13 protein-coding genes are annotated in these 14,060 nt (G+C 75.6%); 11 read left to right on the top strand and 2 right to left on the bottom strand.

The window, feature by feature from the left end:
* The first annotated feature begins 248 nt into the window (after positions 1-248).
* The 6 genes from MUU72_RS17100 (at position 249) to MUU72_RS17075 (ending at position 6,153) form a co-directional block, all read left to right on the top strand.
* Positions 249-710 carry a DUF6643 family protein gene (locus MUU72_RS17100; RefSeq protein ID WP_248014140.1) on the top strand — a complete coding sequence of 154 codons (462 nt, stop codon included), beginning with the start codon at positions 249-251 and terminating at the stop codon, positions 708-710.
* Between the two features lie 44 nt (positions 711-754).
* A complete protein-coding gene (locus tag MUU72_RS17095; protein ID WP_248014139.1) occupies positions 755-1,579 on the top strand; it encodes an MOSC domain-containing protein in 825 nt (274 codons plus the stop codon).
* A gap of 186 nt (positions 1,580-1,765) precedes the next feature.
* Positions 1,766-2,374: a hypothetical protein gene (locus MUU72_RS35320; protein ID WP_282504197.1), complete on the top strand. Its 609-nt coding sequence runs from the start codon at positions 1,766-1,768 to the stop codon at positions 2,372-2,374.
* Positions 2,368-2,856, top strand: a complete 489-nt coding sequence (locus MUU72_RS17085) for an ATP-binding protein (protein WP_372503139.1) — start codon at positions 2,368-2,370, stop codon at positions 2,854-2,856. Before MUU72_RS35320 ends, MUU72_RS17085 begins: the two co-directional genes overlap by 7 nt.
* 103 nt (positions 2,857-2,959) lie before the next feature.
* A complete protein-coding gene (locus MUU72_RS17080) occupies positions 2,960-3,562 on the top strand; it encodes an Rv1733c family protein (RefSeq protein ID WP_248014138.1) in 603 nt (200 codons plus the stop codon).
* Between the two features lie 167 nt (positions 3,563-3,729).
* On the top strand, positions 3,730-6,153 hold the full coding sequence (locus tag MUU72_RS17075; protein ID WP_248014137.1) for a right-handed parallel beta-helix repeat-containing protein: 2,424 nt from the start codon (positions 3,730-3,732) through the stop codon (positions 6,151-6,153).
* Here the strand turns inward: MUU72_RS17075 and MUU72_RS17070 are convergent.
* Complete coding sequence (locus tag MUU72_RS17070; RefSeq protein WP_248014224.1) at positions 6,123-8,387, bottom strand: hypothetical protein; 2,265 nt, start codon at positions 8,385-8,387, stop codon at positions 6,123-6,125. The two genes, MUU72_RS17075 and MUU72_RS17070, sit on opposite strands and share 31 nt — an antisense overlap.
* A 917-nt stretch (positions 8,388-9,304) precedes the next feature.
* Between MUU72_RS17070 and MUU72_RS17065 the strand changes: the two genes are divergently transcribed.
* Positions 9,305-10,150, top strand: a complete 846-nt coding sequence (locus tag MUU72_RS17065; protein WP_248014136.1) for a DeoR/GlpR family DNA-binding transcription regulator — start codon at positions 9,305-9,307, stop codon at positions 10,148-10,150.
* 75 nt (positions 10,151-10,225) lie between these two features.
* Positions 10,226-10,699: an SRPBCC family protein gene (locus tag MUU72_RS17060; protein ID WP_248014135.1), complete on the top strand. Its 474-nt coding sequence runs from the start codon at positions 10,226-10,228 to the stop codon at positions 10,697-10,699.
* A gap of 103 nt (positions 10,700-10,802) precedes the next feature.
* Here the strand turns inward: MUU72_RS17060 and MUU72_RS17055 are convergent, their stop codons facing one another.
* Complete coding sequence (locus MUU72_RS17055) at positions 10,803-11,918, bottom strand: PLP-dependent cysteine synthase family protein (RefSeq protein ID WP_248014223.1); 1,116 nt, start codon at positions 11,916-11,918, stop codon at positions 10,803-10,805.
* Between the two features lie 304 nt (positions 11,919-12,222).
* Between MUU72_RS17055 and MUU72_RS17050 the strand changes: the two genes are divergently transcribed.
* The 3 genes from MUU72_RS17050 (at position 12,223) to MUU72_RS17040 (ending at position 13,915) form a co-directional block, all read left to right on the top strand.
* Positions 12,223-12,513 (top strand): hypothetical protein, encoded by a 291-nt coding sequence (locus MUU72_RS17050; protein WP_248014134.1) that lies wholly within the window; start codon positions 12,223-12,225, stop codon positions 12,511-12,513.
* Positions 12,514-12,689: 176 nt separating this feature from the next.
* A complete protein-coding gene (locus tag MUU72_RS17045) occupies positions 12,690-13,190 on the top strand; it encodes an ATP-binding protein (RefSeq protein WP_248014133.1) in 501 nt (166 codons plus the stop codon).
* Positions 13,191-13,273: 83 nt separating this feature from the next.
* A complete protein-coding gene (locus MUU72_RS17040; RefSeq protein WP_248014132.1) occupies positions 13,274-13,915 on the top strand; it encodes a TetR/AcrR family transcriptional regulator in 642 nt (213 codons plus the stop codon).
* Positions 13,916-14,060 lie beyond the last annotated feature (145 nt).

The raw sequence follows: 14,060 nt of genomic DNA, 5'->3' as shown, positions 1-14,060 counted from the left end.
GCCGTACCGGCCCCGCCGACGGCCTCGCGGACCGTCAGGGATGGCCCCTCCCAACCTACTTGGCCCGGATCGCCCCGAACGCCCTCCGTTCACCCCCGGGGAGCGAGGTCTTTACACGATCCCTACGGGCGTTCGCGACCGATTTTTTCAGGTTCGCTCGCTTTGGTGACCGGGGGCCGCCACGAACCCGTGAAACAACCCGCATCCAGGCTCCCCATTCGACACATCGTGGGCTTAACTTATGACGTATGACCTCCCCCCGCTCCACTTACAGCGGCGGCTACTACGCATCGCCCTCCTTCCCGGACACCCCCATCTACGACAGCCTCGTCGCAGAGCGGGGGACTCCGCAGATCGCCCCGATCCGCGTGAACCCGTCCCCCTGGGACACCGGCTCCTCGTCCCTGCCCGCGCTGCCCCCGGCGCTGCCGGCGCTGCCCTCGGGATCCACCCCGCCGCCCGCCGGCCACGGGTACCCCGGTGCGGCGGCGCAGCCCGTAGCCCCGCTCCAGCACACCCCGGCGCCGTACATCCCCCAGCAGGCCGGCACCGGCCGCGGCTACCAACCGCCGCAGCAGCACCAGCGCCCGGCACCGGGCCCCGCGGGGACGGGTTACGAAGCGATGCGCCCGGCCGCGCCGGTCGCGCCGCGGCCCGCCTCGCCCTTCGACGACCCGGGCTACGGCCGCCAGTACCCGCGGGGCTACTGACCGGCGCCCGTACCGCTGTCACAGGCGGCTGGCAGGATGGCTCCATGCCGAAGCCACAGGTCCAGTCGCTCCATCTCTATCCGGTGAAGGCCCTTGCGGGGACCGGTCCCGGCGAGGCGGCCGTCGAGCCGTGGGGGCTCGCCGGGGACCGGCGCTGGCTGGTGGCGGATGCCGAGGGCCGGCAGATCACCCAACGCCAGGAGCCGCGGCTGGCGTTGGCGCGGGCGGAGGAGCTGCCGGGCGGAGCCCTGCGGCTGACCGCGCCCGGGGTGCCGCCGCTGACGGTCCCGGTGCCCGCCCCGGCGGACACGGTCCCGGTCCAGGTCTTCGGCACGGTGGTCCAGGCGGTGCCGGCGGGCCGGGAAGCGGCCGAGTGGTGGCGGGGGTATCTGGGCACCGCGTGCCGCATGGTGCACATGGACGCCCCGGAGCGGCGCCGCGCGATCGACCCGCGGTTCAGCGAGCCCGGGGACACCGTCAGTTTCGCCGACGGCTTCCCGCTGCTGCTGACCACCACCGCGTCCCTGGACGCCCTCAACTCCCTCATCGCGCAGGGCGACCACCCCGACGAGGGTCCCCTCCCGATGAACCGTTTCCGGCCCAATGTGGTGATCGGCGGCACCGCGCCCTGGGCCGAGGACGACTGGCGGCGGGTGCGGATCGGCGAGGTGGTCTTCCAGGTGGCCAAGCCCAGCGGGCGCTGCGTGGTCACCACCACCGACCAGCGCACCGCCGAGCGCGGCAAGGAACCGCTGCGCACCCTGGCCCGGCACCGCCGCTTCGGCGACCAGTTGGTCTTCGGCCAGAATCTGATCCCCCGCGGGGCCGGCACCCTCCGCGTCGGCGACCCGTTCGAGATACTCGGCTGACGGCCGCCGGCGCCGCCACGGCTGTCATTGCGGGCCGCCCCGCGGCTGCCTAGAGTGAGCGCTCAGCGTCGCCGACGGACGGGCCCCGGGGGGAGACAGAGAGCTGTTGTGCCGATGCCTGCGAGGGACGCCGCGAGCGGCCATCTCCTCCCGGTCCAGCGCCTCCGGCCCGGGGGCCCTGCCGGTGTGAGCCGCGGCGCCTCCGTGCGCCGGGCGGCCGCCACGGCGTTCGTCCGGCCCGGACCGCCCCGCGGAGCGCGCGGCCTGGCCCTGACCTCCCCGGAGGTGCCGGCGGACGAGGTGCCGGTCCGTCCCGACGCCCCCGGCAGCGGCATGGCCCGGGCCCGCGAGCGCGGCGAGCCGGCGCTCGCCTCCGGGGGCGAACTGCTCCGCCCGGACCGCCGGTTCACCGCCGCCCGCCGCGCCGTCGCCCCCCGCCGGACCAGCACCGTCCGCCGGTGCACCGCAATCCGCCGGTTCACCGCTGTCCGCCGGGTCACCGCTGTCCGCCGGGTCGGCCGGCCGGGGGCGGGGGCCGACCGGGTCGGGGCCGAGGCGGGCACCGGGCCGCGGGCGGTCGCCGGGAGGGGGCGGGAAGCCGCGTGCGGCGCCGAGGGCGCGGCGACGGTCCGGCGGGAGACGGCTGCCGGGGTGCTCTGCGCCGGGCGCGCGTCCATCGAGCTCTGCGCGGACGGCCGTCGGCGGTGCGCCCGCGGGCGGCGCCGGACGCTGCGGCGGCCGGGCGCCGATGCGGTGCCGCGGCCGGCGCCGGGGGAGGTGGTACGGCCGTGCTGAATCCGGAACCGGCCGGTCACGGTCAGGCGGAGCAGCCGGCACCGGAGCCCGGCCGGCGGCTGCTGCAACGGCGGTTCACCGCGCGGCTGCTGCCGCAACTGCGGCTGCTGGTCGAGGAGTGCGCGGCCCGGGAGGGGCTGAACGAACCGCGGCGCGGGGAGTTCGTCCTCGCGGTCGACGAGATCGCCGGGAACGCCGTGGAGCACGCCGGCGGTTCCGGCCGGCTGGTGCTGCGGCGGGTCGGCGACGAACTGGAGTGCCGGATCAGCGACGCCGGCCCCGGTTTCAGCGAGACCGTCATCCCGGAGCTGCTGCCCGGTCTGGACGGCGCGCCCAAGGGGCGGGGCCTGTGGCTGGCGCGCCTGGTGGCGGACCGGTTCGCGGTCGCCGCGGGCCCGGACGCGGCGGACCCGGACGCGGCGGAACGGGCCGGGGCGGACCGGCGGGGCGCGGTGGTCACGGTGGCGGTCCGGCTGCGCTGACGGCCCGGGGGCGCGGGGTGGCGTGATGTCGCTCTCCCCGCCCGGGGCGGGGGCATGTCCGCGCCGCCGCACGGTATGCGAGGAGAGACGGAGAGGGGGCACGATGCGGACGATCACGGGTATCTGGCGCTGGCGGCACAACCCGCTCCGGCGCCCGACCGACCTGCTGGAGGCATGGCTCGCGCTGGCCACCGCCCTGCTCCTCGCCCTCGCCCCCGCCGCGGTCGGCTGGTGCACGGGGCGGGCCGCGCACGGCGCCCTGCTGGAGGCCGTACGGCTCCAGCACGCGCAGCGCCGGCTGGTGTGGGCGACCGCCGGCCGGCCGGTGTCCCGCAACCCGGTCGACCCGGACCCGGAGACCGCCTCGCAGCGCGACGCGCGGCTGCGGGTGACCGCCCGGTGGACCGCACCGGACGGCAGCCCGCGCAGCGCCGAAGTGGCCGCGCCGCGGCCGGTGGCGCCCGGTGAGCGGTTCCGGCTGTGGACCGACGGGGGCGGGCGGCCGGTGCCGCGGCCGATGGACGAGAGCACCGCCGGCGCCCACGCGGTGCTGGCCGGGCTGGGCACCGCGGCGGCGGTGGCGGGGGCCGTCGAGGGCGGCCGGCGGCTGGCCGTCCGGCAGCTGACGGCCCGTCGGTTCCGTCGCTGGGACGCGGCGTGGGCCCGCGCCGGGCAGGACTGGGGCCGCGCCGACGCCGGGAGTTGAGCGGCGGCCGACCAGGCTGCGGACCGTGTCGGCCACCGCCCGCCGGGCGCGCTACGGTGGTCCCTCCAGCCCCGGGGCTGGGGCCCCGCAGACCGGAAGCGGACATCCGCTTCACGCCTGGCTGCCGGGCCGACATCTGCCGCACGAAGTGGGGACACGACACCGCCATGGCACAGGGCTCGGTCCAGGTGACGCACTCCGGAACGTCGCGTTGGCGGCGCCGCACCGGGGAGTACAGTTCGCTCGCCGCCGCCCTGGAGGCCGCCGGCGACGGCGACGTCCTGACCGTGCCGGCCGGGACGTACCGCGAGAACCTCGTCCTCCAGCGCGCGATCACCCTGCGCGGACCGGACGGGGCCCGCGGCTCGGTGCGGATCGCGCCGCCCGACGGGGTCGCGCTGACGATACGGGCCTCGGCCACCGTCCACGATCTGCACCTGGAGGCGACCGACTCGGCGTCCCCGGCGCTGCTGGTGGAGGACGGCGCCCCCGAGCTGGCCGACATCCGGGTGGTGACGCGGTCCGCGGCCGGTATCGAGGTGCGCGGCGGGGCCCGGCCGACGGTGCGGCGGTGCACGGTCGACAACGCCGGCGGGGTCGGCATCAGCGTCCTGGACGGGGCCGGCGGGGTCTTCGAGGAGTGCGAGGTGATGGCGGCCGGCCAGGCCGGGGTGGCGGTGCGCGGCGGCGCCCACCCGCGGCTGGAGCGCTGCCGGGTCCACCACGCCTCGGGCGCCGGACTGTCGCTGACCGGCGACGGCAGCGCGGTCGAGGCGGTCGGCTGCGAGCTGTACGAGATCAAGGGCGCGGGCGTCCAGGTGGCGGCGCGGGCCACCGGCCACCTCACCGACTGCACGGTGCACCGCACCACGGCGGACGGCGTGACCCTGGACACCGACGCGGTGCTCACCCTCGCCGACTGCGACATCCACGACATCCCGGAGAACGCGGTCGATCTGCGGTCCCGGTCGGTGCTGACGCTGACCCGCAGCACGGTGCGGCACTTCGGGCGGAACGGCCTGTCGGTGTGGGACCCGGGCACCCGGGTGGACGCCAACCAGTGCGAGATCCACGACAGTACGGGCGACTACCCGGCGGTGTGGGTCAGCGACGGCGCGACCGCGGTGCTGGACTCGACGCGGGTGCACGACGTGCCCGACGCGCTGTTCGTCCTGGACCGGGGCTCCCGCGCGGACGTCGTGGACTGCGATATCGCGCAGGTCCGCAACACCGCGGTGTCGGTGAGCGACGGCGCCACCGTCCAGCTGGACGACTGCCGGATCCGGGAGGCGTCCACCGGTGCGTGGTTCCGCGACCACGGCAGCGGCGGCACGCTCGCCAACTGCACCATCGACGGGGCGCAGACCGGGGTGATCGTCACCAAGGGCGCGGATCCCACCATCGAGGGCTGCACGGTCAGTTCGCCGGCCGAGGCCGGGTTCTACGTCTCCGCCGAGGGCCGCGGCACCTTCCACGGCTGCCGGGTCACCGGCAGCTCCGGTTTCGGCTTCCACGTCATCGACGGCTGCCGCACGACGCTGACCCGGTGCCGTACGGAGCGGTGCGCGCGCGGCGGGTACGAGTTCGCCGACGCGCACGGCACCGGCTCCGGGCCCGTGGTCGAGGACTGCACCAGCGACGAGAGCCGCACCACGCAGGCGCCCGCGGTGACCGCCCCGGCGGTGCAGCAGGCCACGCAGACGGCCGGGCTGCTGGGCAGCGTCCCGGCGCCGCGCGAGGCGCCGGCCGCCACCGCCACGCCGGAGACGCCGGCGCCCGGGCGCCCCGCCGAGGAGGTGCTCGGTGAACTGGACACCCTGGTCGGCCTGGACAGCGTCAAGCGCGAGGTGCGCAGCCTGATCAACATGATCGAGGTGGGGCGGCGCCGGCAGGAGGCCGGTCTGAAGGCCGCGTCGGTCCGCCGCCACCTGGTGTTCACCGGCTCCCCCGGCACCGGCAAGACCACCGTGGCCCGGCTCTACGGCGAGATCCTGCACGCCCTGGGGGTGCTGGAGCACGGCCACCTGGTCGAGGTGTCGCGGGTGGACCTGGTGGGCGAGCACATCGGCTCGACGGCGATCCGCACCCAGGAGGCGTTCGACCGGGCGCGCGGCGGGGTGCTGTTCATCGATGAGGCGTACGCGCTGTCCCCCGAGGACTCCGGGCGGGACTTCGGCAAGGAGGCCATCGACACGCTGGTGAAGCTGATGGAGGACCACCGGGACGCGGTGGTGGTGATCGTCGCGGGCTACACCGCGGAGATGGAGCGCTTCCTGGCCGTCAACCCCGGTATCTCCTCGCGTTTCTCCCGCACCATCAGGTTCGGTGACTACGCACCGGAGGAGCTGCTGCGGATCGTCGAGCAGCAGGGCGAGGAGCATGAGTACCGCCTCGCCGAGGGGGCCGGCGAGGCGCTGCTCAAGTACTTCACGGCGCTGCCCAGGGGGGCGTCGTTCGGCAACGGCCGGACCGCGCGCCAGACGTTCGAGGCGATGGTCGAGCGGCACGCGGGCCGGGTCGCCCGGCTCACCGAGCCGAGCACCGACGACCTGACCCTGCTCTACGCCGAGGACCTGCCCGAACTCCCCTGATCCGCCGGGCCGTTGACGCACCGGCCCGGCGCCCCCGGGCCGAGCCGGGCGATCAGCTCGGCGCGCACCCGGCCGAAGACCGGATCGGCCTGGTAGTCGCCGTGGCCCAGGATCTGGGCCGGCAGCGGGCTGAGCAGGGTGCGGCCGAAGGTGAGCGGGTCGCGCAGCGGGCCCTCGTCGATCGCCCGGCCGTCGTCGCAGGTGAGCCGGATCGGCCCGCCGATGGGGTCGGTGAAGCGCCAGAGGTTGCGCCAGTCGTCCATCTCGCGGTGCAGACCGGTGAGCGCGGGCGGGCCGAAGAAGGCCGGGAACCAGCGGCCGTAGAGCCGCTCCAGCGGGCTGCCGTACGTCAGCAGGGCCACCCGGCTGCGGGTGACGAGGTCCAGCTGCCAGACGGCCGCGGCGGCCAGGACACTGCCCTGGGAGTGCCCGGAGAGCACCAGCCGGCCGTCGTACCGCTCGGTCCAGGTGGCCATCCGCCAGGTCAGGTCCGGGACGGCGCGCTCGGCGTAGCAGGGCGGCGCGAAGGGGTGCGCGGCGCGCGGCCAGAAGGTGCCGACGTCCCAGAGGATGCCGATGGTGCGGCGGGCGGAGTGGTCGCGGTAGGCCCGCCGGCCCATGGTGAGCAGCAGGATCACCCCGGCGCCCATCAGCCAGGAGCCGAGGGATTCGGCGGTCTCGGCGGCGGCGTGCACGAACGGCGGGGCGCCCTCGGTGGCGCGGCCCGGGGCCCGGTCGGTGAGCCAGGCGCCGGCCACCGCACCGGCGCCCAGGACGAGCGTGACGGCGGCGATGGCGGCGACCAGGACGGGCGCGGCGTCGGTGAGCCCGGCGCGGGCGATGGTGCCGGCGATACGGCCGGTGCGCAGCACGTCGGGGCGTTCGCGCGGGTCGTAGAGGCCGGGGATGTCCTTGGCGACCTGCCGGCGGACGGCCAGCACCCGGATCCCGGCCAGCACGGCGACGGCCGCGACGACCACCAGGAGGGCGGGCAGCACCGACGCCTGCCAGGACAGCAGGACCGGTGGCCCGGGGATCGGGGCGTGGTCCTGGCCGGGCGTGGCCGGCCCGTCGATCCAGTCCGCGAACCGCTGGGCCACTCCCCCGGACAGCACCCCGGCGACCCCGCAGGCCAGCAGGGCGACGGCCGGTCCGCCCAGGCCGCGCAGCGCGGTCCGGGCGTCGTCCCGGGCGGCGCGCTGGAGGAACCACGCGGTGACCGCCAGCGCCAGTACCAGGGCGCCCTGGAGGACGGCGATCCCGCCGAACGCCGCGACGCCGGGCAGCGGTCCCCGGCTGGCCGCCGCGGGGCGGGCCCAGGCGGCGTAGCCGGCGGTGAGGGCGAGCGCGGCCAGCGCGGCGTAGGGCAGCGCCCGTACGGTCGCGCGGTCGGACTCCTCGTCCCGGGCGGCCTCGCTGCGGGCGGTGCGCCAGACGACGGTGAGGGTGGCGGCGGCGAGCAGCACGACCAGGGCGGTCAGGGCCTGGCCGGCGGCCGTCAGGGCGGTGGCGCCGGTCCGCCGGTCGGCGCGGAGAGAGGCGACGAGGAGGGCGGCGGCGACGGTCAGCACGCCGGCCGCGGTGTGTGCGGCGCGCAGCCGGGCGACCAGCCGGCGGCCGTACCAGAAGCCGTCCAGGCCGAGCGCGGTGCGTTCGTGGGCGGGGGTGTCGCGGGAGGAGCCGGGGCGGCGCGGCGGCGGGGAGGCGGACTCGTAGGCGCTCCAGGTGCGGTGCGAGAGCCACCACAGGAAGCCGATGACCGCCAGGGGCAGCACGGAGGCGAGGACCAGGCGGCGGCCCGGGGCGCTCCACCAGCCGCCGCCGGCGGGGTTGAGGAAGCCCATCCAGGACTTGCCGGCGGCGCAGGCCGGGGTGCCGGCGCACTGCCAGGCGGTGAGGTCGAGGGCGACCTCGCAGGCCGCGGCGGCCAGCAGCACGGTGAGGGTGAGCGCGAGCAGTCGCACCAGCAGGTCGTAGAGGCGCTGGGCACGGTGGCCGGGCGGGGCGGCCGGGCGCATCCAGTGGGCGAGGTTGGCGACCATGAAGGGCAGCAGGATCAGCCACAGGGCGCGGGCGCCGTTGCCGGAGGTGAGGTTGGACCAGCAGTACGCCTCGCGGACCGGTCCGGTGCGGTGTTCGCCGGGCCGCTGCTCGGCGTCGGCGTCGTCGGTGCGGCGGTAGCAGGCGGCGGTGTCGTCGCCGGTGATCCGCGTGACGCGCGGGTCGCCGAGCATCTCCTCCGGCGTGGTGCCGCCGACCCCGTGCACCAGCAGTTCCAGCGCGAGCTGAGGTTCCGGCGCGCCGGCCGGAACCTCGGCCGGGGTGGGCAGCACGACGGGGGCGGGGGGCGCGGTGGGGGCGGTGCGAGGTGCGGGGTCGGTGACGGGCTCGGGGCCCGGGAGGGGGTCTGGGGCCGGGACCGGCTCGATAGCGGGTGCGGGGACGAGGTCGGTCACCGGGTCGATCGCGGGCTCGGTCACGGGGTCGGTGGCCGGTGCGGGCGGAGGGACGGAGGTGGCGGGCGTGGCGGACGGTGCAGGCTGGGCGACCGGCACGGGCTCGGTAACGAGTGCGGGCCCGGCGGCCGGGACGGGCTCGGCGGCCGGCTCGGCGGCGGGTCCGGCGGCCGGTGCCCGGAGCGTCGCCGCCGGTTCGGTCGGGCGGACGGGCGGGTCGGCGGACGAATGGGCGGACGGGTGGGCGGGTGGTGTGGCCGCGGTCTCCACTGGCTCTCCCCCGATGTCAGTGTGTGCGGAACGGTGTGGCGCCCCGGGGCGCGGTGCGCCGCGAGTCGGAGCGGTACGAGTCGGAGCGGTACGAGTCGGAGCGGTACGAGCGGCATTCCGCGTTCGAGATGCCGCGTTCGGTGGGGCGTGTTCCGTAAGGCATGTGCGACAGGCGGTGTCCGTATGCCGGGTGCGGTGTGCGGGCGGGCGGGTGCGGTGTGTGGTGCGAGCGGTGTGCGGTCCCCCGGATTGTCTCTTTCCCTGAGGAGCCCGCGCATCCCGCTTGCGGTTCCCGGACGGAGCGGTCGGCGGGATCCCGGGGCGGCCGCGCACCCGGACCAGGGGCGCTGTCGGACCCTCGTGCGAGGATGAGGGCATCAGGAGCGCGGGCGGCGGTAGGTGCCGGGCGGAAGGGACGGGCCGCGGTGGGCGACAACCAGAATCTTCTCGCGGAGCAGCGGCGGGCCCTGATCCTCGATGAGGTCAGGCGCCGCGGCGGGGTGCGGGTCAACGAACTGACCCGCAGACTCAGCGTCTCGGACATGACGGTCCGTCGCGATCTGGACGCACTGGCCCGCCAGGGCATGATCGAGAAGGTGCACGGCGGCGCCCTCCCGGTGAGCGACCCCAGTGCCCACGAGCCCGGTTTCGAGGCGAAGTCCGGGCTGGAGCCGGGCGCCAAGGCGGAGATCGCCAGGGCCGCGGCCGAGCTGGCGGTGCCCGGCAGCGCGATCGCACTGGCCGGCGGCACGACGGCGTACGCGCTGGCCCAGCGCCTGCTGGAGGTACCGGAGCTGACGGTGGTGACGAATTCGGTGCGGGTGGCCGATGTGTTCTACACCGCCCAGCGCGCGGCGGCCGGCAGCACGAGCCGCCCGCCGGCGGAGGCCGCCACGGTGGTCCTCACGGGCGGCATCCGCACCCCCTCCGACACCCTGGTGGGCCCGGTGGCGGACGCCGCGATCCGCTCGCTCCACTTCGACCTGCTGTTCCTGGGCGTGCACGGCATATCGGTGCAGGCCGGACTGTCCACCCCCAATCTCGCCGAGGCGGAGACCAACCGGCACTTCGTCCGGTCCGCGCGGCGGGTGGTGGTGGTCGCCGACCACACCAAGTGGGGCACGGTGGGCCTGAGTTCGTTCGCCGCGCTGGACGAGGTGGACGTGCTGGTGACGGACGCCGGGCTGTCCGCGGAGGCGCGGGCGGAGTTCGCGGACCGGCCGACGGAGCTGCTGGTGGCGGGTGAGCCGGCACCCGGGGCAGACGACTGACCACACGTCAGCTAGGGTGACGCGGATCCCCCGGCCGGTCCCGCGGCCGGCCGGCTCCCCAGGAGGTGCTCGCCCATGTCCCGACGGCTCCGCTCCGTCGAGCTCGACTTCGCCGCATCGGCCCCGCTGCGGCTGGTGTTCACCGCCGAGACCGCGGCGCCGCCCGCGGCCGTCTACGCCGCGCTGGCGGACGACGTCCCCGGCTGGGCCGAGTGGTTCACCGGGGTCTCACAGGCCGCGCCGGTGGACGGCGGCCGGTGCCGCGCGGTGCGGCTCGCCGGCGGCACCCGCTTCGCCGAGACGGTGCTGGCCGCCGAGCCCGGCGCCCGCTACGCCTACCGCGTCGACACCACCAACGCCCCCGTCCTGCGAGCCCTGTTGGAGGAGTGGCGGCTGACGCCGGCGGGCGGCGGGACCCGGGTGCGGTGGACGTTCGCGGCGGACGGTCCGGCGGCGTTCCGCTGGCTGATGCCACTGGCCCGCCCGGCCCTGGGCCGCGCCTTCCGGGATTCGGTCAGGGCCCTGGACCGGCGGCTGGCCGGATCCTGACGCCCCGCCCCCGGGGACGCGAGCGTTTCAGCCACCCTGACCGCCCCGGCTCCCCGCGGAGCGAGCGCGTCAGCCGCCCCGGCCACCCCGGGAGGCGAGCGCGTCAGCCGTCCCAGGAGCCGGTGGCGAGGAAGCGCTCGATGGTCCGGGCGTAGGGCGCGATGTCCAGCCCCTGGGCGGCCAGCCAGCCGTCCGAGTAGTACTTGTCCAGATAGCGGTCGCCGGGGTCGCACAGCAGCGTCACCACGGACCCGGTCCGGCCCCCGGCGACCATCTCCGCGACCAGCCGCAGCGCGCTCCACAGCCCGGTGCCGGTCGAGCCGCCGGCCTTGCGCCCGATGACCTTCTCCAGGGCGCGCACCGCGGCGACGCTGGCCGCGTCCGGCACCTTCATCATCCGGTCGATCGCGCCGGGCACGAAGCTCGGCTCCATCCGCGGCCGGCCGATGCCCTCGATCCGGGAGGCGGTGGCGCAGTCGGTGCCGGGGTCGCCGGCGAGCCAGCCGTCGAAGAAGCAGGAGTTCTCCGGGTCCGGGACGCAGATGCGGGTGTCGTACTGCATGTAGTGGACGTAGCGGGCGATGGTCGCGGAGGTGCCGCCGGTGCCGGCGGTGGCGACGATCCAGGCGGGCTCGGGGTAGCGCTCCAGCCGCAGCTGCTGGTAGATCGACTCGGCGATGTTGTTGTTGCCGCGCCAGTCGGTGGCCCGCTCGGCATAGGTGAACTGGTCCATGTAGTGGCCGCCGGTCTCGGTGGCCAGCCGGGCGGAGACCTCGTAGACCGTCCGCGGGTCCTCGACCAGGTGGCAGGTGCCCCCGTGGAATTCGATCAGCCGGGTCTTCTCCTGGCTGGTGGTGGCCGGCATCACCGCGATGAACGGGACGCCGATCAGCGAGGCGAAGTACGCCTCCGAGACGGCCGTGGAGCCGCTGGAGGACTCGATCACCGGCTTGCCCGGCCGGATCCAGCCGTTGCACAGCCCGTAGAGGAACAGGGAGCGGGCCAGCCGGTGCTTGAGGCTGCCGGTGGGGTGCGTCGACTCGTCCTTGAGATAGAGGTCGATGCCCCAGTCCTCGGGCAGCGGGAAGCGCAGCAGGTGGGTGTCGGCGGTGCGGTTGGCGTCCGCCTGGACCTTGCGGACGGCTTCTTTCAGCCAGGACCGGTACTCCGGATCCGAGCGGTCCACATCGACGGTCGGCAGGACCGGCGGGGTCGGCATGCGGTCCGCGGCGCCGCCTGCGGGCGGGCTCTGCGGCTGGGGTGCGGTGCTCACCGGCGCGCTCCTCAAGGGGGTCTACGGCCCTTCCGGAAGGCCGGGCCGATTCCGACTATAACCACCCGGCGCACGCTTCTCACCTGCATAAACATCCCTTTGAGGGGCCCCAAGAGGGCCCTGGGGGAAGGGTGTTGTGCGCCTCTGCGCCCCCGAAGGCCCTGGTGTGACCGGCGCACTGGCGGCAAACTTTGTTGACGGGGGCGGTGGTCCCTACCCACCCGTGAACATCATCAGGGGAGTGATGAGGATGGCGGACCAGGAGTACAGCGCGACCGGCGTGCGGATCGACCGCTCGCTGCGGTCCCTGACCAGAGCCGGCCAGATCCGCATCAGCGGCGGCCGGCTGTCCCTGCTGACGAGCTACGGCACGGAGATCGACAGTGCCCCGCTCGGCGCGGTGGAGGCGCACAAGCCGCTGTTCGCGGCGCGTGACCGGGCCCTGGCGGTCCTCAACGGCAACCGCTATTCCCTGACCCTGGGCGGCGCCCGGGACCGCTTCCTGAAGGCCGTGGAGGCGGCGCGTCGGCCACGCGCGTGAACGCCGGCGGCGGCCCGGAGCGGTGCGGTTGCGGCGGTGCACCGCCTGGATGACCCTGGACACGTATCACTGAGGGTTCACCAGCGGTGACGTTGTGGTGCAGCCGGCATCGCTGATTCCGATCTTCGCCCCGCCCCGGTACGGGGGGCGCCCGGCCTCATCAGGGAGTCGCGGTCGTGATCAGGCAGCCCAGCAGACACTGCACGGTGAAACTCCAGGCCGATCCGGCCCGTATCGGGCATGTGCGGAGAATCGTCTCGGCGCAGCTGCGGTACTGGCACCTCGACGCCCTGATCGATCCAGCCGCCCTCGGGGTCACCGAACTCCTCGCCAACGTCCACCGGCACGCCCTGCCCAGCAAGCAGTGCACCGTTGAACTGTGCGTCCTGCTCGACCAGTTGACGGTCTCGGTGCGCGACCTCGACCCCCGGCTGCCGCATCTGCGGGCCGCCGGAAGCTGGGAGACCTGCGGCCGCGGGCTGGCGCTGATCGCGGCGCTCAGCGAGAGCTGGGGGGTGCGCCCGCACGACCCGGGCAAGGTGGTGTGGTTCACCCTCCCCGCACTGACCACCGCCCCCGAGGAGGCCCGCGCCCACCGGACGCACTGGCACCCCGCCCCGCTGGCCGGCGCGGACGCCGGCCCCCCGCCCCGCCACCGGAGCGCGCGGGTCGGCTGAATCCGCCCGGCCTGCGCCCCCCGCGGTACGCCCCCACCTCCCCTCGCCTTGTCCCTGTACCTACCAGTACGTAAAGTCACCCCATGACCAGCGAACGGGACACCGCACCACCCGGCCCTCCCCCGGCCACCACCCAGGAACGCCTCGTCGCCAGCGCCCGGGAACTCCTGTGGGAGCGCGGCTACGTCGGCACCAGCCCCAAGGCGATCCTCCAGCACGCCGGGGTGGGCCAGGGCAGCATGTACCACCACTTCACGGGCAAGTCCGACCTCGCCCTGACGGCGATCCGCCGCACCGCGGAGGAGATGCGCGCGGCGGCCGAGGAGATCTTCTCCGGCCCCGGCACGGCCTGCGACCGCGTCGCGGCCTACCTGCTACGCGAACGCGAGGTGCTGCGCGGCTGCCCCATCGGCCGGATGACGCAGGACCGCGACGTGGTCCGCGACCCCGTGCTCCGGCAGCCGCTGGACGACATGTTCGGCTGGCTGCGGCGCCGCCTCGCCGACGTCCTCGCCGAGGGCCGGGCGAGCGGCGAACTGGCCGCCGCCCTCGACCCGGAGGCCACCGCGGCGAGCATCGCGGCCGTCGTCCAGGGCGGCTACGTGCTCGCCCGCGCGGCCGAGGACACCGCGCCGTTCGACGCGGCCGTACGCGGCCTGCTGGCCCTCCTGGCCGCCCAGGCCACCACCACCACGGCGCCCGCGCCGCCCCACCCCGCCCGCTGACGCCATGCGGCGGGGGCTGCTTCCCACGTTTTTGGCTTTCCCGCCGTGAGGGTTGTTTCGTGTGCGCCTGCGGCGCGTTGCCGCGGTTGCGGGGCTTCCCACGTTGTCGGGTTTCCCGCCGTGGGGGTTGTTTCGTGTGCGCCTG

It is taken from the genome of Streptomyces rhizoryzae, assembly GCF_023155275.1.
Lineage (GTDB): Bacteria > Actinomycetota > Actinomycetes > Streptomycetales > Streptomycetaceae > Streptomyces > Streptomyces rhizoryzae.
Note: the sequence above shows the minus strand (reverse complement) of the source record. Positions and strands in the feature narration are given on the sequence as shown.

Bases quoted from the DNA above. Each gene is read 5' to 3' on its own strand.
- MUU72_RS17060 (WP_248014135.1), top strand. From the start codon at position 10,226: ATGTCCCGACGGCTCCGCTCCGTCGAGCTCGACTTCGCCGCATCGGCC.
- MUU72_RS17070 (WP_248014224.1), bottom strand. From the start codon at position 8,387: ATGCTCGGCGACCCGCGCGTCACGCGGATCACCGGCGACGACACCGCC.
- MUU72_RS17100 (WP_248014140.1), top strand. From the start codon at position 249: ATGACCTCCCCCCGCTCCACTTACAGCGGCGGCTACTACGCATCGCCC.
- MUU72_RS17050 (WP_248014134.1), top strand. From the start codon at position 12,223: ATGGCGGACCAGGAGTACAGCGCGACCGGCGTGCGGATCGACCGCTCG.
- MUU72_RS17040 (WP_248014132.1), top strand. From the start codon at position 13,274: ATGACCAGCGAACGGGACACCGCACCACCCGGCCCTCCCCCGGCCACC.
- MUU72_RS17080 (WP_248014138.1), top strand. From the start codon at position 2,960: ATGCGGACGATCACGGGTATCTGGCGCTGGCGGCACAACCCGCTCCGG.
- MUU72_RS17055 (WP_248014223.1), bottom strand. From the start codon at position 11,918: ATGCCGACCCCGCCGGTCCTGCCGACCGTCGATGTGGACCGCTCGGAT.
- MUU72_RS17075 (WP_248014137.1), top strand. From the start codon at position 3,730: ATGGCACAGGGCTCGGTCCAGGTGACGCACTCCGGAACGTCGCGTTGG.
- MUU72_RS17095 (WP_248014139.1), top strand. From the start codon at position 755: ATGCCGAAGCCACAGGTCCAGTCGCTCCATCTCTATCCGGTGAAGGCC.